The sequence below is a fragment of the Streptomyces enissocaesilis genome (assembly GCF_039533765.1).
GTDB lineage: Bacteria > Actinomycetota > Actinomycetes > Streptomycetales > Streptomycetaceae > Streptomyces > Streptomyces enissocaesilis.
Genome location: NZ_BAAAUD010000054.1, coordinates 43,662 through 63,382 on the forward strand (window position 1 = coordinate 43,662; position 19,721 = coordinate 63,382).

15 protein-coding genes, 1 tRNA gene and 1 riboswitch are annotated in these 19,721 nt (G+C 72.9%); of the genes, 9 read left to right on the top strand and 7 right to left on the bottom strand.

Features of this window, described 5'->3' with window-relative positions:
• Positions 1–131 precede the first annotated feature (131 nt).
• The 4 genes from ABD374_RS28500 to ABD374_RS28515 all read left to right on the top strand — a co-directional run bounded on the left by ABD374_RS28500 (position 132) and on the right by ABD374_RS28515 (position 2,104).
• Entirely contained in the window at positions 132–332 is a 201-nt protein-coding gene (locus ABD374_RS28500) for a DUF5988 family protein (protein ID WP_344498932.1), read from the top strand.
• A 151-nt stretch (positions 333–483) separates the two neighbouring features.
• Positions 484–633 carry a hypothetical protein gene (locus tag ABD374_RS28505; protein WP_344498934.1) on the top strand — a complete coding sequence of 50 codons (150 nt, stop codon included), beginning with the start codon at positions 484–486 and terminating at the stop codon, positions 631–633.
• Positions 611–684: transfer RNA gene (locus tag ABD374_RS28510), tRNA-Met, on the top strand. Before ABD374_RS28505 ends, ABD374_RS28510 begins: the two co-directional genes overlap by 23 nt.
• A 184-nt stretch (positions 685–868) precedes the next feature.
• Entirely contained in the window at positions 869–2,104 is a 1,236-nt protein-coding gene (locus ABD374_RS28515) for a PP2C family protein-serine/threonine phosphatase (protein ID WP_344498936.1), read from the top strand.
• On the opposite strand, the gene ABD374_RS28520 is transcribed toward ABD374_RS28515, so the two are convergent.
• Complete coding sequence (locus tag ABD374_RS28520) at positions 2,004–3,026, bottom strand: DUF2332 domain-containing protein (protein ID WP_344498938.1); 1,023 nt, start codon at positions 3,024–3,026, stop codon at positions 2,004–2,006. The two genes, ABD374_RS28515 and ABD374_RS28520, sit on opposite strands and share 101 nt — an antisense overlap.
• 257 nt (positions 3,027–3,283) lie before the next feature.
• Positions 3,284–3,431, top strand: a riboswitch (cyclic di-AMP (ydaO/yuaA leader).
• Between the two features lie 11 nt (positions 3,432–3,442).
• On the opposite strand from ABD374_RS28520, the gene ABD374_RS28525 reads away from it, so the two are divergent.
• The gene (locus tag ABD374_RS28525; RefSeq protein ID WP_344498940.1) at positions 3,443–4,558 is read left to right on the top strand and encodes a M23 family metallopeptidase; all 1,116 of its coding nucleotides are present in this window, start codon (positions 3,443–3,445) and stop codon (positions 4,556–4,558) included.
• Between the two features lie 159 nt (positions 4,559–4,717).
• On the opposite strand, the gene ABD374_RS28530 is transcribed toward ABD374_RS28525, so the two are convergent.
• The 4 genes from ABD374_RS28530 to ABD374_RS28545 form a co-directional block, all read right to left on the bottom strand.
• A complete protein-coding gene (locus tag ABD374_RS28530; protein ID WP_344498942.1) occupies positions 4,718–6,214 on the bottom strand; it encodes a PrsW family intramembrane metalloprotease in 1,497 nt (498 codons plus the stop codon).
• A 122-nt stretch (positions 6,215–6,336) separates the two neighbouring features.
• The gene (gene trmB / locus ABD374_RS28535; RefSeq protein ID WP_344498944.1) at positions 6,337–7,131 is read right to left on the bottom strand and encodes a tRNA (guanosine(46)-N7)-methyltransferase TrmB; all 795 of its coding nucleotides are present in this window, start codon (positions 7,129–7,131) and stop codon (positions 6,337–6,339) included.
• Positions 7,132–7,281: 150 nt separating this feature from the next.
• Positions 7,282–8,550 carry an L-2-hydroxyglutarate oxidase gene (gene lhgO / locus ABD374_RS28540; RefSeq protein WP_344498946.1) on the bottom strand — a complete coding sequence of 423 codons (1,269 nt, stop codon included), beginning with the start codon at positions 8,548–8,550 and terminating at the stop codon, positions 7,282–7,284.
• A gap of 158 nt (positions 8,551–8,708) precedes the next feature.
• Complete coding sequence (locus ABD374_RS28545) at positions 8,709–10,148, bottom strand: NsdA family TPR-like regulatory protein (protein ID WP_344498948.1); 1,440 nt, start codon at positions 10,146–10,148, stop codon at positions 8,709–8,711.
• A gap of 616 nt (positions 10,149–10,764) precedes the next feature.
• On the opposite strand from ABD374_RS28545, the gene ABD374_RS28550 reads away from it, so the two are divergent.
• Positions 10,765–12,948, top strand: a complete 2,184-nt coding sequence (locus tag ABD374_RS28550) for an asparagine synthase-related protein (protein ID WP_344498950.1) — start codon at positions 10,765–10,767, stop codon at positions 12,946–12,948.
• Between the two features lie 150 nt (positions 12,949–13,098).
• On the opposite strand, the gene ABD374_RS28555 is transcribed toward ABD374_RS28550, so the two are convergent.
• A complete protein-coding gene (locus ABD374_RS28555; protein ID WP_344498952.1) occupies positions 13,099–13,878 on the bottom strand; it encodes a TetR/AcrR family transcriptional regulator in 780 nt (259 codons plus the stop codon).
• A 331-nt stretch (positions 13,879–14,209) separates the two neighbouring features.
• On the opposite strand from ABD374_RS28555, the gene ABD374_RS28560 reads away from it, so the two are divergent.
• Together ABD374_RS28560 and ABD374_RS28565 are read left to right on the top strand one after the other, a co-directional pair.
• Positions 14,210–15,550 carry an NAD(P)/FAD-dependent oxidoreductase gene (locus ABD374_RS28560; protein ID WP_344498954.1) on the top strand — a complete coding sequence of 447 codons (1,341 nt, stop codon included), beginning with the start codon at positions 14,210–14,212 and terminating at the stop codon, positions 15,548–15,550.
• Between the two features lie 163 nt (positions 15,551–15,713).
• Complete coding sequence (locus ABD374_RS28565; RefSeq protein ID WP_344498956.1) at positions 15,714–17,453, top strand: ATP-binding SpoIIE family protein phosphatase; 1,740 nt, start codon at positions 15,714–15,716, stop codon at positions 17,451–17,453.
• A gap of 109 nt (positions 17,454–17,562) precedes the next feature.
• Here the strand turns inward: ABD374_RS28565 and ABD374_RS28570 are convergent, their stop codons facing one another.
• Positions 17,563–18,831: an MFS transporter gene (locus ABD374_RS28570; protein WP_425577380.1), complete on the bottom strand. Its 1,269-nt coding sequence runs from the start codon at positions 18,829–18,831 to the stop codon at positions 17,563–17,565.
• A gap of 149 nt (positions 18,832–18,980) precedes the next feature.
• Here ABD374_RS28570 and ABD374_RS28575 point away from each other — a divergent pair, with 149 nt between their 5' ends.
• Positions 18,981–19,538, top strand: a complete 558-nt coding sequence (locus ABD374_RS28575) for a MarR family winged helix-turn-helix transcriptional regulator (RefSeq protein ID WP_344498958.1) — start codon at positions 18,981–18,983, stop codon at positions 19,536–19,538.
• The last annotated feature ends 183 nt before the right edge of the window (positions 19,539–19,721 follow it).

Consider the following 19,721-nt stretch of genomic DNA (forward strand, 5'->3'; position numbering starts at 1 on the left):
GGCGGCCGGGAATCCCCGGCCGACCCGCACGTCAGCGCCCCGCCGGGCTCGTCCCGGCCGGGGCGCTTTCGCGTCCTCGGCCCCGGCCTCCTCCACGTGCGCGCCGGTCCGTGCGTAGGAACACTGGGGGCATGACGGACAAGGCACTTCTCGAAGGCGGCCCGGACGATCTGCGCGGGCGGATCGTCCCGATCACTCCTCCCGGGCAGGAACTGAAGATCCCGCACCGCGGCGGGTACGAACACTTCAAGGTCACGACGAGGCACCAGGACAGCGACGAAGGACGGCTGACCGTCTACGAGTGGTGGGAGCGGACGGAGGTCGCCGAGTAGCGCCGCCGGGCAACGGCCATCGCCCGGAAGGGGGTTGGGCGTGGTCGTTGCGGTGACACCGTGACGGTTCGGGGCCTGGCTGGTCCTCGGGGCCGCCCGGCGGGACCGTCGGCGGACCGGCCCCGACGGGCCCGGCGCGGTGGGGGCCGGGGTGCGGTGCGAGAGCGCTGTCGCCGCCGGGCGCGAGGTGACCCGCGGGGGCCGGGTGCCGGGGACGGCGGCCGCGGGCGCAAGTGGTCGGAGCCGGTCCCCGAATGGCGTAGAGTTGAGTTCAACGACGCGGGGTGGAGCAGCTCGGTAGCTCGCTGGGCTCATAACCCAGAGGTCGCAGGTTCAAATCCTGTCCCCGCTACTGAAGAAGAAGACGAAGGTCCGGATCTCGGAAGAGATCCGGACCTTCGTCGTTTCCGGCTCGCGTCGGGCGTCGCCGTCCCCCGGTCGGCCGTCCCCGGATGGCCGTGCGGCGCGGCTACGGCCAGCCTGGGCTGGGCGCGGTACCGTCCGCACGCGGATGCGGAGCGAGCGGGAGACCACAGGTGGGGAAGCAAGACGGAGCGGGCGTCGGTGCCGTGAGCGCGGCCCGGCACTTCCTCCGGGCACTGCCGGCGCTGCTGATCGCCGGCGGGCTCGTCTTCGACGTCGTCACGCCGCCGCACTTCACCGCGGCGCCGCTCTTCGCCGCCGCCCCGCTGATCGCCGCGCCGTTCTTCTCCCTCCTCAACACGCTCCTGACCGGCGCCGCCGCGACCGGCGCCGTCGTGGGGCTGCATCTCCACAACGGCACCTCGGCCGAGATCGAGGCGGCGACCGAGCTGGTCACCATGGTCACCGTCGCCGTCCTCGCGCTGGTCATCAACCGCGTCGTGCGCCGCAGCGGGGAGCAGCTCGCCTCCGCCCGCACCATCGCCGAGGCGGCCCAGCGCGCCGTGATCCCCACGCCGCCCGACCGGATCGCCGGTCTGCACGTCGCGGCGCGGTACGAGGCCGCGCAGGCGGACGCGTTCATCGGCGGGGACCTCTTCGCCGTACAGGACACACCGGCCGGGGTGCGGCTGGTGGTCGGCGACGTACGCGGGAAGGGACTCGGCGCGGTGGAGGCGGTGGCCGTCGTCATCGGGGCGTTCCGTGAGGCCGCCGAGCAGGAGAGGTCGCTCGAAGGCGTCGCGCAGCGGCTGGAGCGGGCGCTCATACGGGAGGGCGCGCGGCGGGACGGGCTCGACGCCTTCGAGGGGTTCACGACCGCGGTGCTCGCCGAGATCCCGCGCGGTCAGGGCGTCGTACGGCTGGTCAACCGCGGCCATCCGGAACCGCTCGTGCTGTACGCCGACGGGGATCTCGCCGAGATCGTGCCGGACGAGGCCGCGCTGCCGCTGGGGATGGGGGAGCTGGGGTCCTGGCCCGACCGGGCCCAGGAGTGCGCGTTCCCGCCGGGGGCCACGCTGCTGCTCTTCACGGACGGCCTCTCCGAGGCCAGGAACGCCGCCGGTGTCTTCTACGATCCGCCCGCGCGGCTGCGCGGGCGGATCTTCCCGGGACCCGAGGAGCTGCTGGACGCGATCACCGACGACGTACGGCTGCACACGCACGGGGCCGCCACGGACGACATGGCCCTGCTGGCGGTCGCGCGGCCCGCCGAGGGGCAGCCGGACCGCCGTCGGACCGTGAGCCTGGTCAGGCGGGTGGCGTCGCACTCGCCGCACCTGTCGCACCCGTCTCGCCCGTCGCACTCGCCGCACCGAACCAGTGCAGACTCTGGCCGTGCGGAGCCGTGAAGGCGACCGCGCGCTCGTCGAGGGCGAGGGTGAGCAGGTGCTCGTCGTCGGGGGCGGGGGCGTCGAGCCAGGGCAGCACGGTGTGGTGCTCGTTGGAGATCCAGTGGCCCGGCAGCGCGCGGACGAGCGCGGCGAACTCCTCGCGGCGGGCGAGCGGCAGGTAGGTCAGTACGGCGGTGTGGAAGACGACCAGGGTGGCGTCCGCCGGGGCGTCGGCGGCCAGCGCCGGGAGTTCGTCGACGAGGTCGCCGCGGACGAGGCGGGGGCGGGGCGCCGTACGTACGGCCTCGATGGCGGCGAGCTGCTGACGCGGGCGCTCCGCACGGCCCGGCCAGATCAGCGACTGGAGCCAGCGGACGTCGTCCTCGTCGGTGGGGTCGAGGGGGTTGAGGTCGATGCCGGCGCGCCAGGCGATGTCGGGCAGCGCGGTGGGCAGAGGCGCGGGGCCCTCCGTACGGCAGTCGAAGGTGGCGGGGGAGGAGCCCAGGACGGCGCCGCCGTCGTAGCGGTAGGCGTAGCGGTCGGGGTGGAGGCACAGGCCGGCGGAGGCGCCGACCTCGATGAGGGCGAGGGGCTGCGGGAGCGCGGCGAGGAGGGGCAGCAGGGTGGCGCAGCGGGCGGGCTCGTTGGTCTGGGTGAAGCGGGTCAGCACGACGGCGCGTACGGCGTCCCAGTGGGCCAGGGTCCAGGCGCGGAAGGGAGTCCACCGCTCGTGGGGGCCGCCGAGGAAGCGGACGGCGGCGAGGAGGAGGTTGGGCTGCTGCTTGTTGCCGGGCGGCAGGGCGGCGATGAGGGCGCAGAGCTCCTCGTCCTCGCTGATGCGGGCGGTGAGTTCGGCGTAGGCGGGGGAGACGCCGCGGGCCTGCTGCTCGGAGAACTCGCGGTAGCGGTCGGTCACGGAGCGCGTGCTGTTGACAACCATGGTGGTGAAGCCAACCCCGCGACACCGTGTAGTCGCAAGACGCCCCTGCGCATAACAATTGACGAACCGTCACTACGGAGAGGTTTCGGAGTGTGGATCGGGGGAACAGCAACTCGCCCCACTGTGACCACTTGTGTAGCGATTGGTCCGCGCCAATATCGTTAACGATCAACTGGAACGGCTTGGAAAGCGGACCCGGTGTCTATTAACGTTCGATAACGCGGCACGGTCGTCCCAGTCGTCACAAGAGACGACACCGTGCGCACGCGCCGAATTCCGCAAGGGAACCGGGGAACCACGTTCCTTGGGGTGAATCGGACTCCTTCGTACCTACGAGGAGGCCCGTAGGAGACCTTCCTGCTCCGAACCCGTCAGCTAACCCGGTAGGCGAGAAGGAAGGAAAGGAGCACGCCTCCGTGGCGTCCAACAGGCCTGCCCCCGAAGCACCCCTGCCCTCTTACGGGTACGAGGTACCGAACGTTCCGAACGCCGCCGGGATTCCCGGTGGCGCCGAGGGAACCTGGGGAGAGTGGAATCCCACCGAGAAGTCCATCCGGCCCGTACGCGGCCGTCATCGCGTCGCCAAGCAGCGCGGCGGGATCGGCCGCAGCTCCACCGTTCTCGGCGTCGGCGTCATCGCCGCGGTCGGCGCGGGCGGCATAGCCACCGCGCAGGACAAGCCGGCCGTCTCGATCTCCCTTCCCGACGCGATAGCGGACTCGCTGCCCGACGCCAAGTCCCTTCCCGGTATCGGCTCCCTGGTGTCCGACGACTCGGGCTCAGGCGTTCAGGCGGGTACGGGCACAGCGGGCGAAACGATTCTGGCCGCCGCCCCGCTCACCACCGCGGGCATCACCACCGCCGACGCGCAGCAGGGCACCACCGACGCGGGCGAGGCGCTGCGCGCCCGCATCCTCCAGCAGGCCGAGCAGCAGCAGGACGCCGCCGACGCCGAGGCGAAGGTGGCCGCCGAGGCGAAGGCCGCCGAGCAGGCCGCGGCCGAGGCGGCCGAGCAGCAGAGCGCGGCGGAGGCCAAGGCCGAGGAGGAGAAGCGGAAGGCCGAGGAGGAGAAGCGGCAGGCGGAGGAAGAGGCCGCGCGCAAGGCCGAGCAGGAGCGGCTCGCCAAGCTGGCCGCCAGCTACTCGCTGCCGCTCTCGTCGTACACGCTCACCTCCACCTACGGCCAGTCCGGTTCGATGTGGTCCTCCGGCCAGCACACCGGCCTGGATTTCGCCGCCCCGAAGGGCACGCCGCTCAAGGCCGTGCACGGCGGCACCATCACGTCGGCGGGCTGGTCGGGTGCGTACGGCTACCGCATCGTCCTGGAGCTCCCGGACGGCACGGAGATCTGGTACTGCCACCTCTCCTCGATGACCGTCACCTCCGGAGAGGTCGGGGCGGGCGACGTCATCGGCCGCGTGGGCGCCACCGGCAATGTGACGGGAGACCACCTGCACCTCGAAGTGCGCACGCCCGGCGGCTCCGCCATCGACCCGGCCGCGTGGCTGCGGGACAAGGGCCTCACGGTCTGACGGCCGGTGGCCCGGCTGGCCTGACACGGCTCGGACGGCCTGACGGCCTGACGACCCGGCGGTCCGACGGCCCGGTGGCCCGACGGTGTTTCCCGCGGTTCTCCCCCAGTCCCCGGCAGTCCTGGCACACACCCCCCGTCGCCAGGGCTGCCGGTTTTGTTACCGCTGCTGCCGGTACGGGTTGTGGACGGCGTGGTCCCGGTGCGGGGCGGGACGCTGGGGCGGCGGCCCGTACCACGGCGCCGGTGACGGCTGTGGGTGCGGCCGGGGCTGCCACGGGGGCGGTGGCGGGGCCCATACCCGGCTCGTCGCCCGCGCCGCGTACTCCAGCGCCGGTCCGGCCACGTCCCTGCGCTGCCACAGGTGGTGCAGCAGCTCCTGCTCGCGTGCCGTGAAGTCCGCGCCCACCGCGCCGCGGTGGGCGCGGTGGCGCAGGAAGGCAAGGGACGTCGCGAAGACCTCGTACTCGGCGACGGCCCGGGCGGCGGCCCGGGACGCGGCCCGCCCGCCGGATGCTGCACTGATCCCGTACGGGCCGCTCCCGTACGGACCGCTTCCGTTGCCGTACGTACCGCTCCCGTACGCACGCGCCGCCGCGTCCCGTGCCAGCGAACGGGCCCGCATCGAGGCGAGCGCGAACGGCTCGGCCGGTCCCAGCCAGCCGGCGGCGGCGTAGGCGGGCAGCTCGGCGGCGATCGTGCGCAGCTCGCGCTGGCGCGTCCAGATCACCAGCCAGGTCAGCAGCGCGAAGGCGGGGACCATGAAGGCGGCGTACACCGCGTAGAAGCCGTACGTCCCGAAGACCGCGGAGCCGTTCCACAGGGCGTGCACGCCCATCGCGAGCACCAGGCCGAGCAGCGGCAGTGCGATCCGCCGCCACCGGCCCGGGCGTCGCTGCGGCGCGAGCGCGGCGAGCCCGAAGCCGATGCCCGTCAGCACCGTGAACAGCGGGTGCGCGAACGGCGACATCACGATGCGTACGAAGAAGGTCGCCGCGGTCACCGAGGCGAGGCCGGAGGCGCCCGCCGCCTGGTCCTCGCCGAAGGCGGTGCCGAGGTAGAGGATGTTCTCGGTGAAGGCGAAGCCGGTCGCCGTGAAGCCGGCGACGACCACTCCGTCGACGATCCCGGTGAAGTCCCGTCTGCGGAACAGGAAGATCAGCAGTATCGCCGCCGCCTTCGCGCTCTCCTCGACGACCGGGGCTATCACCGTCGCGCCGAGGGATTCGGCCCCCGCCGGATCGGCGGTGGCCGTGGCTATCCAGCGGGTCGCGAAACTGTTCGCGATGATCGCGACGAGGGCCGCGGCGAACGCGCCCCAGGCGAAGGCGAAGGCGAGGTTCCGCCAGGGCTCGGGCTCCACCCGGTCCAGCCAGCGGAACGCGGCGGCCAGCAGCGGCACCGGCAGCACCGCCAGCCCCAGGCCGACCAGGAAGCCCTGGGTGCCGGTCTGGTCGCGGACGATCGCCAGGATCACCAGGGCGCAGAGCACGAGCAGCGTGATCACCGCGCCCGCGCGCACCGCCCTGGTGCGCCACCAGGCGCGGCGCGGCTTGTAGCGCCAGTGCGCAGGCGGCGGTACGGCGGTGAACTGCGGCTGCTGCTCACAGTCCGGGACCGCCGGGTGGTGCCGGGGGTGCGGAGGCGACTCGTACACCCGACGACCCTAACGAGAAGCACTGACAGCCGTGACAGCCGGTGATGCCCAGGGGCTCTGCCTGCCGACCCTGCCTGCGGGTTCTGCTCCCCGGCCCTGCCCACGGGTGGTACGTGTGGCTGTTACTTGCGGCGGAACAGCAGGTCGTGCACGGCATGGCCCTTGTCGAGCCCCTGTCCCTCGAAGCGGGTGAGCGGCCTGAATCCGGGCCTGGGCGCGTAACCGCCGTCCGGCACGGTGTTCTCGAAGTCGGGGTGCGCGGTGAGCACTTCCAGCATCTGCTCGGCGTACGGCTCCCAGTCGGTCGCGCAGTGCAGGATCGCGCCGGGCGCGAGGCCGGGCGCGGCGAGGGAGAGGAATTCGGGCTGGATGAGGCGCCGCTTGTGGTGGCGCTTCTTCGGCCACGGGTCGGGGAAGTAGACGCGCAGCCCGGCGAGGGAGGCGGGCGGCAGCATCTCGCGGAGCAGGATGATCGCGTCGCCGTTGGCGACCCGGACGTTGGTGAGACCGGCGCGCTCGGCGAGACCGAGCAGGTTGCCCTGCCCGGGTGTGTGCACGTCGACGGCGAGGATCCCGGTGCCGGGGTCTTCGGCGGCCATCTGCGCGGTGGCCTCGCCCATCCCGAACCCGATCTCCAGCACCACCGGCATTCCGCGGCCGCCGAAGAGCTCGTCGAGGTCGAGGACGCGCTGCCCGTCGATGTCCAGGCCCCACTGGGGCCAGAGCCGCTCCAGTGCCTCGGCCTGCCCCGTGGTCACCCGGCTGCGCCGCGGCTGGAAGCTGCGGATCCGCCGCTCGTGGTGCGACCCGGCGGGGTCGGGCGCGGGACCGCCGGGGAAACGGGGCTCGCCCTTCGCTCGGTGGAAGGGGGAGACGTGGTGGGCGGCGTCGGGACGGACGCTGGAGGACTCAGACACAATGCCCCGATTCTACGGCGCGACGGGGAGGGGGAAAGCGCCGCAGGCCCCGGAGGGCCGCAGGCCCTGGAGGGCGGGAGGTCCCGGGGGACGGGAGGTCCCGGAGGGCACGGCGGGCCCGAGGCGCCGCAGGCCCCGGATGGCGTTGGCCTACCTCACTCCTTGCGCCCCCTGCGCCCCCTGCGCCCCCAGAGCCCCCTGCGTCTCCAGTGCCCCCAGCGCCCGCCGCGCCACCCGTCTGCCGATCGGGAGCGAGGCGGTCGCCGCCGGGGACGGGGCGTTCAGAACATGGATCACGCGCGGTGTCTCCCGGATCAGGAAGTCGTCGACCAGCGTTCCGTCCCGCAGCACCGCCTGCGCCCGTACCCCCGCCGGCGCCGCCCGCAGATCCGCCTCCGTGACCTCCGGCAGCAGTCGCCGCACCGCCTCCGTGAAGGCGCGCTTCGACACCGAGCGGTGCAGTTCGCCCGCGCCGTACCGCCAGTGGCGCCGCGCTGTCCGCCAGGAGCCCGGCCAGCCGAGTGTCCCGGCCAGCTCGCGCGGCCGTATCACCGACCAGGCGTACCCCTCCCGGGCCAGCGCCGGCACCGCGTTCGGGCCGACGTGCACGCCGCCGTCGATGCCCCGCGTCAGGTGCACCCCGAGGAAGGGGAACGCCGGGTCCGGCACCGGATAGACCAGGCCGCGCACCAGCTCCGGCCGGGTCAGCTCGTAGTACTCACCCCGGAAGGGGACGATCCGTACACCCGGGTCGTCACCCGCCAGCCGCGCCACCCGGTCGCAGTGCAGCCCCGCGCAGTTCACCAGGACCCGCGCCCGCACCACCGCCCCGTCCGCCGTACGCACGGCGACACCCCAGGGGCGCCGGTCGACGAAGGTCACCTCCGCGCCGTACCGGACCTCCGCGCCCGACGTGCTCAGGCTCTCCGCGAGCTGCGCCGCGACCGCCCCGTAGTCGCACACGCCGGTCGTGGCCACCTGGATCGCGGCCAGGCCCCGTATCCTCGGCTCGTACTCCGCTATCTGGGCGGGACCGAGCTCCCGCACCGGGATGCCGTTCTCCCGGCCGCGCTGCGCCAGGGCGTGCAGCCGCGGCAGCTCCGTCCGCTCCGTCGCAACGATCAGCTTGCCGGTGACCTCGTGCGCGATGCCGTACTCCGCGCAGAACTTGACCATCTCGGCCGCGCCCCGCACCGCGTACCGGGCCTTGAGCGAGCCCGGCCGGTAGTAGATGCCGCTGTGGATGACGCCGCTGTTGCGTCCGGTCTGGTGCAGGGCGGGGCCCTGCTCCTTCTCCAGCACCGCCACGCGCGTGCCCGGCGCGGCGCGCGTGACGGCGTACGCCGCCGAGAGACCGACGATTCCCGCACCGATCACCAGCACGTCGCAGTCGTAACGGCCAGAGCGGTCGTACGGCATCGCTTCACCTCCCACCACGGCCGTGTCGGGGTCCGTGTCCTCCCGGAGAGCGTCCCGGACTCCCGATGATGCACTGACCCACTGACAACGCCTTCAAACCACCGCCAGGGCCACCGCCAGGACCGTCCCCTCCCCCTGCGGTTGCCCCTGCCCGCGCCCTACGCCGGTGCCACCAGCAACGGCCGTGCCCGCTCCCGCAGCTCCGCGACCCGCGGCTCGTCGCCGTACGGTTCCAACCGGTGCAGCAGGTCCCGTACGTACTCGGTCGTCCGCGCCGACGAGATCCGCCCCGCGACCTCCACCGCCCGCGTGCCCGCCGCGCACGCCGCGTCCAGGTTCCCCGACTCCAGTTCGGCGACGGCCGACACCACCAGGCGCAGGCCGTGCGAGCGTACGAACTCCTCCGTCGGCCGCGACAGCGCCTGCTCCGTGAACCGCCGCACCTGCCGGGGCGCCTTCAGGTCGCGGTAGCACTCCGCCGCGTCGGCCGCGAACCTGTCGTACGAGTAGAAGCCCAGCCAGGACGGGTCCGGATCGCCCTCCCGCGCCCGCTCCAGCCACCCCTCCGCCGCCTTCAGCGCGGCCCCCGCCGCCTGCGCGTCGCCCGCCTTCGCGTGCGCCCGCGCCTCCACGAGCCGGAAGAAGCTCATGGTGCGGGCGGTCGCCAGGCCCCGGTTCCGCTCCAGGGCGGCCTGCGCGAGGTCCACGCCCTCGTCGGCGAAGCTCCGGTAGGTCGCCTGGAGCGACATCGACGCCAGGACGTACCCGCCCAGCGGCACGTCGGCCGCCGCGCGGGCGAGCCTCAGCGCCTGGATGTAGTACCGCTGGGCGGCCTCCTGCTGTCCGGTGTCGAAGGCCATCCACCCGGCCAGCCTGGTCAGTTCGGACGTGGCGCCGAAGAGCGAGCGACCGACGTCGTCGCTGTACGAGCCGAGGAGCAACGGCGCCGCGTCCACCCGTAAGCACTCCGGGACCATCGACGAACGCCAGTCCCCGCCGCCGTACTTGGAGTCCCAGCGCCGTGCGTCCTCCGCCGCCTCCCGCAGCTTGGCCACGTCCGCGTGCCCCACCCGCAGCGGCGTCGCGTCGGCCGCCGGCTCGCCGGAGGGCGTCGCCGTGGAGTCCCGCGCGACCGACGAGTCGGCGGGTGTTATCAGCCACCGGGACGCGGGTGTGGCGTACGCGCTCACCGCGAACGAACCGGCCAGCGACTGCCAGATGCCGCCGCTGCCCGCCCGCCTGCCCGCCAGATCCAGCCGGTACAGCTCGGTCGCCGACCGCACCGCCGCCGACACGTCGCGCGGAAAGGCCAGGCCGACCTCCGGCGCCGGATCGGCGTCCGCCAGGCCGATCTCGTGCAGCGGCACGGGACGGCCGAGCTTGGCGCCGATGGCGGCGGCGATCAGGTGGGGCGCGGCGCCCTGCGGCACCATGCCCTTGGACACCCACCTGGCCACCGACGTCTTGTCGTAACGAAGTGTCAGGCCGCGTTGCGACCCGAGATCATTGACCCGCCTCGCCAGGCCGGCGTTGCTGATTCCCGCGAGGGCGAGAACCGTGCCGAGCTTTTCGTTCGGCCCGCGTTGCTCCCTGGACATGCGCCACCCCTCGACACAGACGGCCGTCCGCCGGGACATTCCCGGCCTTACTGCCCGCACGAGCGCGCGGCCAGCCCAGCCGGAATATGCGGCCCGCGCAGGACATCAGTAAACCCAGCGTAGTTCGCCGCATCCCGACCGTTAAGGGGCGGTGTTCCGTATGGCGAGATTCGTGTAGTTACACGAATGCCCGTGCCCCGCCCCGTGCTCCGTGCGTGTGGCCGTGCGCCCGCCCGTGCGCTCTCGTCGGGCCCGTGCCGGAGCCGCTTCCATGGGAGTCGCGTGGGTCGGCCCGCTGCACTGGATCCAGCGGGCTGGGGGACACCGCCGCCTTCATCCCCGCGGGTGGCGGACCGGTCCGGGGGGCGAACAGTGCCTCCCGGACCGTGCGTCCACCCGTGGCTGTACCGCGCCCGCAGAATGGCCGAATGGCGCCTGTCGCCCAAACCGGCCGAAGTCCTGGGCGCAGCGGGCGCATTGTCTTGCCCGCGCACCTTCCGCAGCCCCTCTCGTACGCCGTTGTCGTGGCAGCATGGTCCCGAAGCTACTTCTCGCAGTGTTCCTCGAAGCTGCTTCGGTACGTGCGTTTGGTTGCCCACAGCCTGTGGAGGCGGCGATGCGGTGGTTGGTGGGGTGGAGCAGTGTCGCCGCCAGCTTCGGGACGGTGGGCGCGGTCGGCACGGCCGGCGCCGCCCGCTCCTCCGGTTCTCCCGGCTCCTCAGCCCCTCCCGGCTCCTCCGTCTTCTCCGACCACGAATCCCTCACCGTGCACCCGGTCGGCGCCCAGCTCCTGTGGGGCGATCCCGACCCCCTGTGGGCCGTCGGCGACTGGCGTCCCGACGAGGTCCGCACCCTCAGCGTCGACGCCTTCACCCGGATCGCCGTCCTCGGCTGCTGCGGCGCGTCCGACGAAGAACTGCGCGTCGGTCTCTTCGCGGCGCGCGGCGGCGCACTGCGGCACCTGACCGCGTGGTCCGGCAGTTACACCGCCGTCGTCCAGGCCGGCCGCCGCGTCACCGTGGTCGGTGACCTGGCAGGTGCCCGACCGGTCTTCTACACGCCCTGGGCCAATGGCACGGCGTACGCCACCGCCGCGCTCCCGCTCGCCGACCTCATCGAGGCACAGCTCGACATCGGCCACCTCGCGGCGCTGCTCGCCTGCCCCGACGTCCCCGAGGCGCTGCGCGACGGCACGCCGTACGCGGGCGTACGGCGCATTCCGCCGGGGCACGCCCTCGTCCTGCGCGAGGGCTCGCGCGAGATCACCGGTTACGAACCGGTGGCCTCCCTCGCCGTCGCCGCGCCCCAGCTCGACCCGGAGCGCGCGGTCGACGGCGTACGCGACGCCCTGGTCGAAGCGGTACGGGCCAGACTCACCGCGCCGCGCCACGCCCCCGAGACCCTGCCGCCCGACCCCGGGCCCGTCCCCGGCATGGGCCCCGCCGAGCGCCGGGCCGCCCGCGGCGCGCCCGTCCCCGGCATCGGCGCCGACCTCTCCGGCGGCAGCGCCTCCGCCACCCTCGCCCTGCTCGCCGCGGGCCTGCCGGGGCTGCCCGGCACCGTCCTGGGCCACGGCACGGGTGCGGGGGAGCGGCTGCTCGCCGTCACCTTCAACGACCTGACCGCCGAAGGCCGGGGGAACAAGGCGGAGTTGGAGCGGGCCGGCGCCATCGCCGCCGACCCCCGCCTGCACCACGTGGTCGTCGCCGCCGGTGAAGAGGCCCTTCCGTACGCCGATCTGGGCAGCGGCCCGCTCACCGACGAACCGGGCCCGTCCCTGGTCACCGCAGAGCGCCACCGCCGCCGTCTCGCCGCGGGCAGCGCCGACCACTTCACGGGCCATGGAGCCCGTCAGGTCCTCGACGCCCACCCGGCCCGCCTCGCCGACCTGCTCATGGACCGCAGGCGGCGCGACCTGCTGCGCCCCGTCACCGCGCTGGCCAGGGTCGAAGGACCCTCCGCCCACTCGCTCTTCGTCCCGCTGACCGTCTACCGCGCCGCCCGCCGCCTCGCCCGTACGCCGTACCGCGCGGGCATCGAGGAGACGGCGGGCCGCCTCATGGAGCGCCGCTTCGACGAACCGGGCACCAGGGGCGGGGGCAACGGCGGCGAGGGCAGCGCGCTGGACGCCTCGCTGGCCGCCCTCGCCTGGAGCAGGCCGGGACCGGCCGCACGCTGGCTGACGGGTGAGGCGCTGGCTGAAGTATCGGTTCGCCTCCAGGGGGCGGCGACCAGGCCCACGTCCGTGCAGCGGCCCGGCGAGGCCCGCGCGCGGGCCGCCCTGGCCCGCGCCGCCGCCGACCACCGGGTCTTCGAGCAGGCCGCGGAGGTCCGCAGCCAGCGGCTGCACGCGCCCTTCCTCGACAACCAGGTCGTACGGGCGTCCCGCGGCCTCCCCGAAGCCCTGCGCGTCCAGCCGGGCGCGCGCGCCGCGATCCTGCGCACGGTCCTGTCCGGTGCGGGGATCAAGGACCTGCCGCCCGGCTGGGGCGCCACGTCCCACGCCTCTTCGGCGGCGGCCGCCCGCGCCGGCCTGTGCGCCGCCGTCGGTGACCTGATCGCGCTCTTCGACGCGCCCCTGCTGGCCGACGCGGGCCTGATCGAGGCCCGCGTCGTACGCAAGGCCCTGCGCGCGGCGGCCGAGGGCGAACCCGTACAGCTCGACGGGATCGCCGACCTGGTCTCCACGGAACTGTGGCTGCGCCGCCTGGTGTCGCGCCGGGGCACGTGCTGGACGGGCACGGCGGCCCCCCGCCAGCGCGCGGTGGCCGGCGGAGTCCCACCGCGCCGCGCACTCTGACCGCAGAAACAGCCCGCCCGGCCCCATGGACCCACGCACACGCCCACGCCCACGCACTCGCACCCATGCACCTGCACCGGCGTCCACGCACAGGCACCTGCACCGGCGTCCATGCGCCTGCACCCTGCACAGGCACCGGCGTCCGCGCACCTACACGGGCCTGGACCGCAGACCTTCCAGCAGGATGTCCAGCAGCCGGGCGGAAGCCGCCGCCTGCTGCGCCGCGTCCGGCAGCGAAGGCGCCGCCGTGGCGATCACCAGCAGCACGTCGGCCACCGTCACATCGCCGCGCAGCTCACCGGCCGCACGCGCCCGGTCCACCAGCCGCCCCACGACCTCCAGCAGCGCCGCGGCGCCCGCGTCGTCACTCCCCAGGCCGTCCGTCCCGGCACCATCGGCGCCCGTGGGCCGAGGCTCGACCAACCGCAGGTCCGGCGCCGCCGACCCCACGGCCTGCCGCTGCTGCGGCACCCGCGCCTCGTCCTGCACCAGCGGCGACTCGTCGCCGTCGCCGCCCTCCACGCCCACCCGCAGCACCTGCGGCGGCAGCAGCCGGCCCGCGCCGGACGCCACCGAAGTGCGCAGGAAGCGGGAGAGCGCCGACCACGGCTCGTCCTCCTGCCCCAGGGCCGTACGTGCCTGATCGGTCAGCCGGGAGGTCTCCTCCTCGGCTATGCGGCGCACCAGTACGTCCTTGCTCGGGAAGCGGCGGTACACCGTCCCGACCCCGACCCTGGCCCGTCGCGCGACGTCTTCCATCGGCGCCCCGTAGCCCAGCTCGCCGAAGACCTCGCGAGCGGCCCGCAGTACATGCTCGAGATTGCGCTGTGCGTCCACACGCAGGGGCGCGGAGCGAGGTCCTCCAGACCCCGTGCGCCCGGTGCCGTCGGATGTGACGGCAGCTTGCCAATGAGAGTTTTGAATGTGCATCAGCGTTCCCCCGGTAATGATGTCTCCCCCCGGAGACTCCCCGCCCTGACAGTCGGCCGGGACCGCGGACCCGGCCGCCCCGACGAGATACGAACATAGTTGAGCGCGCGTAGATTCAGAAGGGGGTAGTTCCGCCCGGAGCGCCCGCCCGATCGGAGTATGGGAGAAAACCTTCCTGTTCCGGTCGGCGCCGGAGCCTCACCCGCACCCCCTGACCTGCGCACCTTCCGCATCACAGCGGAATTGCCGCACCTCACGGAGCACATGACCTGCGGTCACACAATTTGCCGGGCCTGTGGACAAACTCCTGAGGTCGTTGCGTCATGGGACAGTGACAGAACCTGCGCGCATTCTCGTTGTCGGCGGCGGCTACGTCGGGATGTACACCGCGCTGCACCTCCAGCGGAAGCTGAGGAGCGGCGAGGCCGAGGTCGTCGTGGTGACCCCCGACCCCTACATGACCTACCAGCCGTTCCTGCCCGAAGCGGCGGCCGGCTCCATCTCCCCGCGCCACGTCGTGGTCCCGCTCCGCCGCGTCCTGGACAAGTGCAAGATCGTCATCGGCGAGGCGAAATCGATCGACCACGCCAAGCGCACCGCGACCATCACCACTCTCGCCACCGAGGAGGAGGGCACCGGCGCCGTCGAGATCACGTACGACGAACTCGTCCTCGCGCCCGGCTCCGTCTCCCGCACCCTCCCGATCCCCGGCCTCGCCGACTACGGCATCGGCTTCAAGACCGTCGAAGAGGCCATCGGCCTGCGCAACCACGTCATCGAGCAGATGGACATCGCGTCCACCACCCGCGACCCGGCCGTCCGCGACGCCGCCCTCACCTTCGTCTTCGTCGGCGGCGGATACGCGGGCGTGGAAGCGCTGGGCGAGCTGGAGGACATGGCCCGTTACGCCACCCGCTACTACCACAACGTCAAGCCCGCGGACATGAAGTGGATCCTCGTCGAGGCCTCCGGGCGGATCCTCCCCGAGGTCGGCGAGGAGATGGGCAAGTACGCGATCCGCGAACTGCGCGGCCGCAACATCGACGTACGCCTGGAGACCCGCCTCGACTCCTGCGCGGACCGCGTCGCCGTCCTCAGCGACGGCTCCCGTTTCCCCACCCGCACCGTCGTGTGGACCGCCGGCGTCAAGCCGCACCCCGTCCTCGCCGCGAGCGACCTGCCGCTGAACGAACGCGGCCGCCTCACCGCCACCGCCGGACTCACGGTCGAAGGAACCGAACACGCCTGGGCGGCCGGGGACGCCGCCGCCGTCCCCGACCTCACCGCGTCCGAGAAGGGCAAGGAGTGCGCGCCCAACGCCCAGCACGCCGTACGCCAGGCCAAGGTCCTCGCCGAGAACATCCTGGCCTCGCTGCGCGGCGAACCGCTGAAGGACTACGAGCACAAGTACGTCGGTTCCGTCGCCTCGCTCGGTCTCCACCGGGGTGTCGCGCACGTCTACGGCCGCAAGCTCAAGGGCTACCCGGCCTGGCTGATGCACCGCGCCTACCACCTCAGCCGGGTGCCGACCTTCAACCGCAAGGCCAGGGTCCTCGCCGAATGGACACTCGCCGGGCTCTTCAAGCGCGAGATCGTTTCGCTCGGCTCGCTGGAACACCCGCGAGCCGAATTCGAACTGGCGGCGGGCGGCAAGCCGCCCAAGACCAAGTGACGGCTGTCAGTGCGGTCGGTCACACTGGACGTGTGACCATAGGTGGGCCCGCATCTGCACAGAGTGACCCGCCGTAACGCCGCAGCAGCTCCCGCCGCCCCCGGCGGCCACAGCGTCAGCAACGCACCACCCCGTACCGCGACACCATGAGGCTTGAAAGTCAGTGAACTTCACGCGCTGGAGCGCCCGTCTCCCCGGAACGCAGCGCCGCGCCGCAGCGCGGACCGACCGCGGTTCCGTCCCGGTGGCCCGCGGTGAGTACGGCCGGCAGTCCGAGCAGGCGTCAGTCGGGCCCGACGGGTCCGACACGCCCGACGACGCCCCGCCGTACTCCCTGACGGGCCTCTCCGTCCGCGAGGTCCTCGGACGGCTCCCCGCCCTCGTCGCCCTGGTGTACGGCCCCGAGCACCGTGTCGCGTACGTCAACGACGCCTATGCCGCGGCCTTCGGCCCCCGCGAGACCGGCGCGCCCGCCGCCGTGGCCCTCCCCGAGCTGGACGAGCTCGGCCTGCTCCCGCTCATGGACCAGGTGCTGCGCAGCGGAACACCCCGTACGGTCAAGTCCCGCAAGGTGTCCAAGGGCGGCTCGTACACCATCACCTGCACGCCGATCGAGGTCCCGGGCGCCGCCGCGGGCGGACACGGGGCCAAAGCCGGACACGGGGCCAAAGCCGGACACGGGGCCAAAGCCGGACACGGGGCCAAAGAGGGCGGTGTCCTCGTCTTCGCCGCCGACGTCACCGACCACGCGGAGGCCGCCGAGCGCCTGCGCGCCAGCGAACGCCGCCTGCGCGAGACGGCCGTGACCCTCCAGCGCTCGCTCCTCCCCCAGGAGCTGGAGCAGCCCGACGACCTGCGCATCGCCGCCACGTACCAGCCGGGCGGTACGGACGCGGCGGTCGGCGGCGACTGGTACGACGTGATCACCCTCGGCGCGGGCCGTACGGCCCTGGTCATCGGCGACGTCATGGGCCGCGGGGTGCGCGCCGCCGCCGTCATGGGCCAGCTCCGCACGGCGGTCCGCGCGTACGCCCGTCTCGACCTCCCGCCCCACGAGGTCCTGCAACTCCTGGACGGCCTGGCCGCCGAGATCGACGCCAACCAGATCGCGACGTGCGCGTACGCCGTCCACGACCCCAACGAGGGCCGCCTCGTCTACGCGTCGGCGGGCCACCTCCCCATCCTCGTCCGCGACGAGGACGGCACGGTCCGCCGCGCCGAGGACCACACGGGCCCCCCGCTCGGCACCGGTGGCTGGATGCACACCTCGGGTACGATCGCCCTCCCGCCGGGCTCCACGGCCGTCCTCTATACGGACGGCCTCGTCGAGCGCCGCCGCGAGGACATCGACGAGGGCGTCGCCGCCCTGGAGCGCGCCCTGTCCGGCGCCACCGGCACGCCCCAGGTCGTCTGCGACCGCCTGATCCGCGCGCTGGGCGTCACCGCCGAGCACGACGACGACGTGGCGGTACTGGTCCTCCAGCACCCCACCCGCACGGGCTCGGACGCGGAGCTCTTCCACAACGCCGCACTGGACCTGCTCGGCGGCATAGAGGCGGCCCCCCGCGCCCGCGCCTTCGCCACCGGAGTCCTGGCCTCCTGGCGCTTCCCGGTGGAACTGTGCGACCTGGGCGTACTGGCCGTGAGCGAGCTCGTCGCGAACTCCCTCCAGCACGGCACGCCCCCCATGCGCCTGCGCCTGCGCCGCACGGACCGCCGCCTGATCATCGAGGTGACGGACGGCGACGACCACCTGCCGCGCCGCCGCCGCGCCGAACCGGCGGACGAAGCGGGCCGCGGCATCTCGATCGTCGCGACGATCGCCTCGTCCTGGGGGAGCCGCCGCACACCGGGCGGCGGCAAAGCGGTCTGGTGCGAGTTCGCCCTCCCGACCCTTCCCTGACCCGCCGGGACTCCGCCCCGGGTCCGTGGAAGGGAACGGGGGCGGAAGGCAGGGAAGGAAAACCCCCGCCGTCCGCCCCCTTCTCCCTACGCCCTGTTCCCTACGCCCACTACTCGGCCGGGGCGAGATCCTTCACCGGCACGCTCGAAGCCACGACCCGCGACCTGGCCGGCAGTGGCCGGTCCTGCACCGCCGTCAGCTGCCTGCCGAGCCGCAGTGCCAGCACGCTGATACCCAGCGAGAAGACGACGAAGGTGAGGATGTACGGCGCGTGCAGCGACGCGCCCATCGGCCCGCCCACCGCGGGCCCGACCGCCAGGGCAAGCTGCTTGACCAGTGCGAAGGCCGAGTTGTACTGCCCGACCATCGACTCCGGCGCCAGGTCCGCGACCAGCGGCGCGACGGTCGGCGACAGCATCGCCTCACCGAGCCCGAACAGTGCGTACGTCGAGATGAAAGCGGCCGTGGCCATCGTCTGGCTGCCGTGTCCGAGACCGGCGTAACCCGCCACGATCCACGCGACGGTCCAGATCAGCCCGACCAGAGCGATGACGCGCGACCGCCGCCGCCGCTCGACCAGCCGCAACACCACGAACTGCGCGATGACGATGACAGCGGTGTTGGCCGCGAGCGCGATGCCGAGCGTCGACGGCTCGATCCCCGCAGCCTCGGTCCCGTACGCGGCAAGCCCGGACTCGAACTGCCCGTAGCAGGCGAAGAACAGCACGAACCCGAGTCCGCACAGCCGCACCATCGCCCGGTGCCCGAGCAGCGCCCGCAGTCCGCCCTCGGAGCCGGAGTCGCCTTGCGGCACGGCGCCGGGAATGACGGCCGAGTGCGGCAGCCGGACGCTCGCACCGATCCCCGCCAGCACCAGGAACATCACGGCCTCGATGCCGAAGAGCAGCAGGAAGCTGTCGGGCCGGCTCTCGTCGACGAGCTGGCCGCCGATGAGACCGCCGATGCCGAGACCCAGGTTCGCGAGGAAGAACTGCATGGCGAACGCCCGCGTACGGGTGGCGGGCGTCGAACACCACACGATCATCGTGGCGAGCGCCGGCTGCACGACCGCCGTACCCGCGCCGAGCAGCGCGGCGGACAGCAGGACCATCGCCACGCTGCTCGCGAACCCCATGCACAGAGCGCCGACGGCGGCACTGACCGCACCGCCGACCAGTACGGGCAGCGGTCCGCGCCGGTCGATGACCCGCCCGGTGAAGGGCAGGACGACGAGTGCGGCCACAGCAAAGACGGCGAGCACCACACCTGCTGTACTCGCGCCCAGATCCCGCACCTGCGCGACGTACACATACAGATACGGAACGGTGAACCCGATACCGAACGCACTCAGCGCGTTCCCCATCTGGATCCGGCGCATCGCGGCGCCCAGTGCCCTGGTCACACTCACCTGCCTCAAGGTTCGAAAGAGAAGAGCTGAAGCCTGAAGACTTCAAAGCTAAAGTTAGGATCTGAACAGTACACATCGAAGGACTTAATCGCCAACGACTCCGTGCCATACTGCGCGGCATGCCTGAGACCCAAGAGCCGTCCGGCCCCCAAGAGCCGAGCCTCGACGAACAGATCGCCGCCTATCAGCGCGAGTACGGTGACCTGGACCCGCAGGTGGAGAAGGTCGTCTCGGCCCTGGGCCGCCTCAACCGCCGCATGAACGTCGCGTACGGCCGCCAGGTCGCCGCACTCGGCATCAGCAACACGGAGTGGGAAGTGCTCAAGACCCTCGTGGTCTCCGGCGCCCCCTACCGCCTGGGCCCCGGCGAACTCGCGAAGCGCCTCGGCCTCACCCCGGCCGCCATGACCCACCGCATCGACCGGATGGCGGCGGACGGCCTGGTGACCCGGGACCGCGACGAGAACAACCGCGTGCGCGTGATCGTGGAGCTCACCGACGAGGGCCGCGCCAAGTGGCTCGAAGCGATGCGGATGGCGTCGAGCTTCGAGGAGGACCTCCTCCAGGACCTCACCGCCGCCGAGCGGGGTTCGCTCGGCGAGATGCTGATCCGCCTGCTGCGCAGGGTCGAGGACGCCCAGCCGGACGCCGGCGGCCGCCTGAAGGACCTGGACTGACGTCTGACGTCCGTGCTGGCGGCCCGTCGGCGGGGGTTGACAGGCTCTTCGCCGGTCCGTAAGGTACTGCGAGTTGTCGCGGAGCCGGAACGGTTCTGCGGCGGTCACTCGCCGTGAAAGCGGCACTCCCCAAACTCTGTGCGGTCTCCTCCTCGGAGGGAATTCCGGCATGCCGGAATTCAT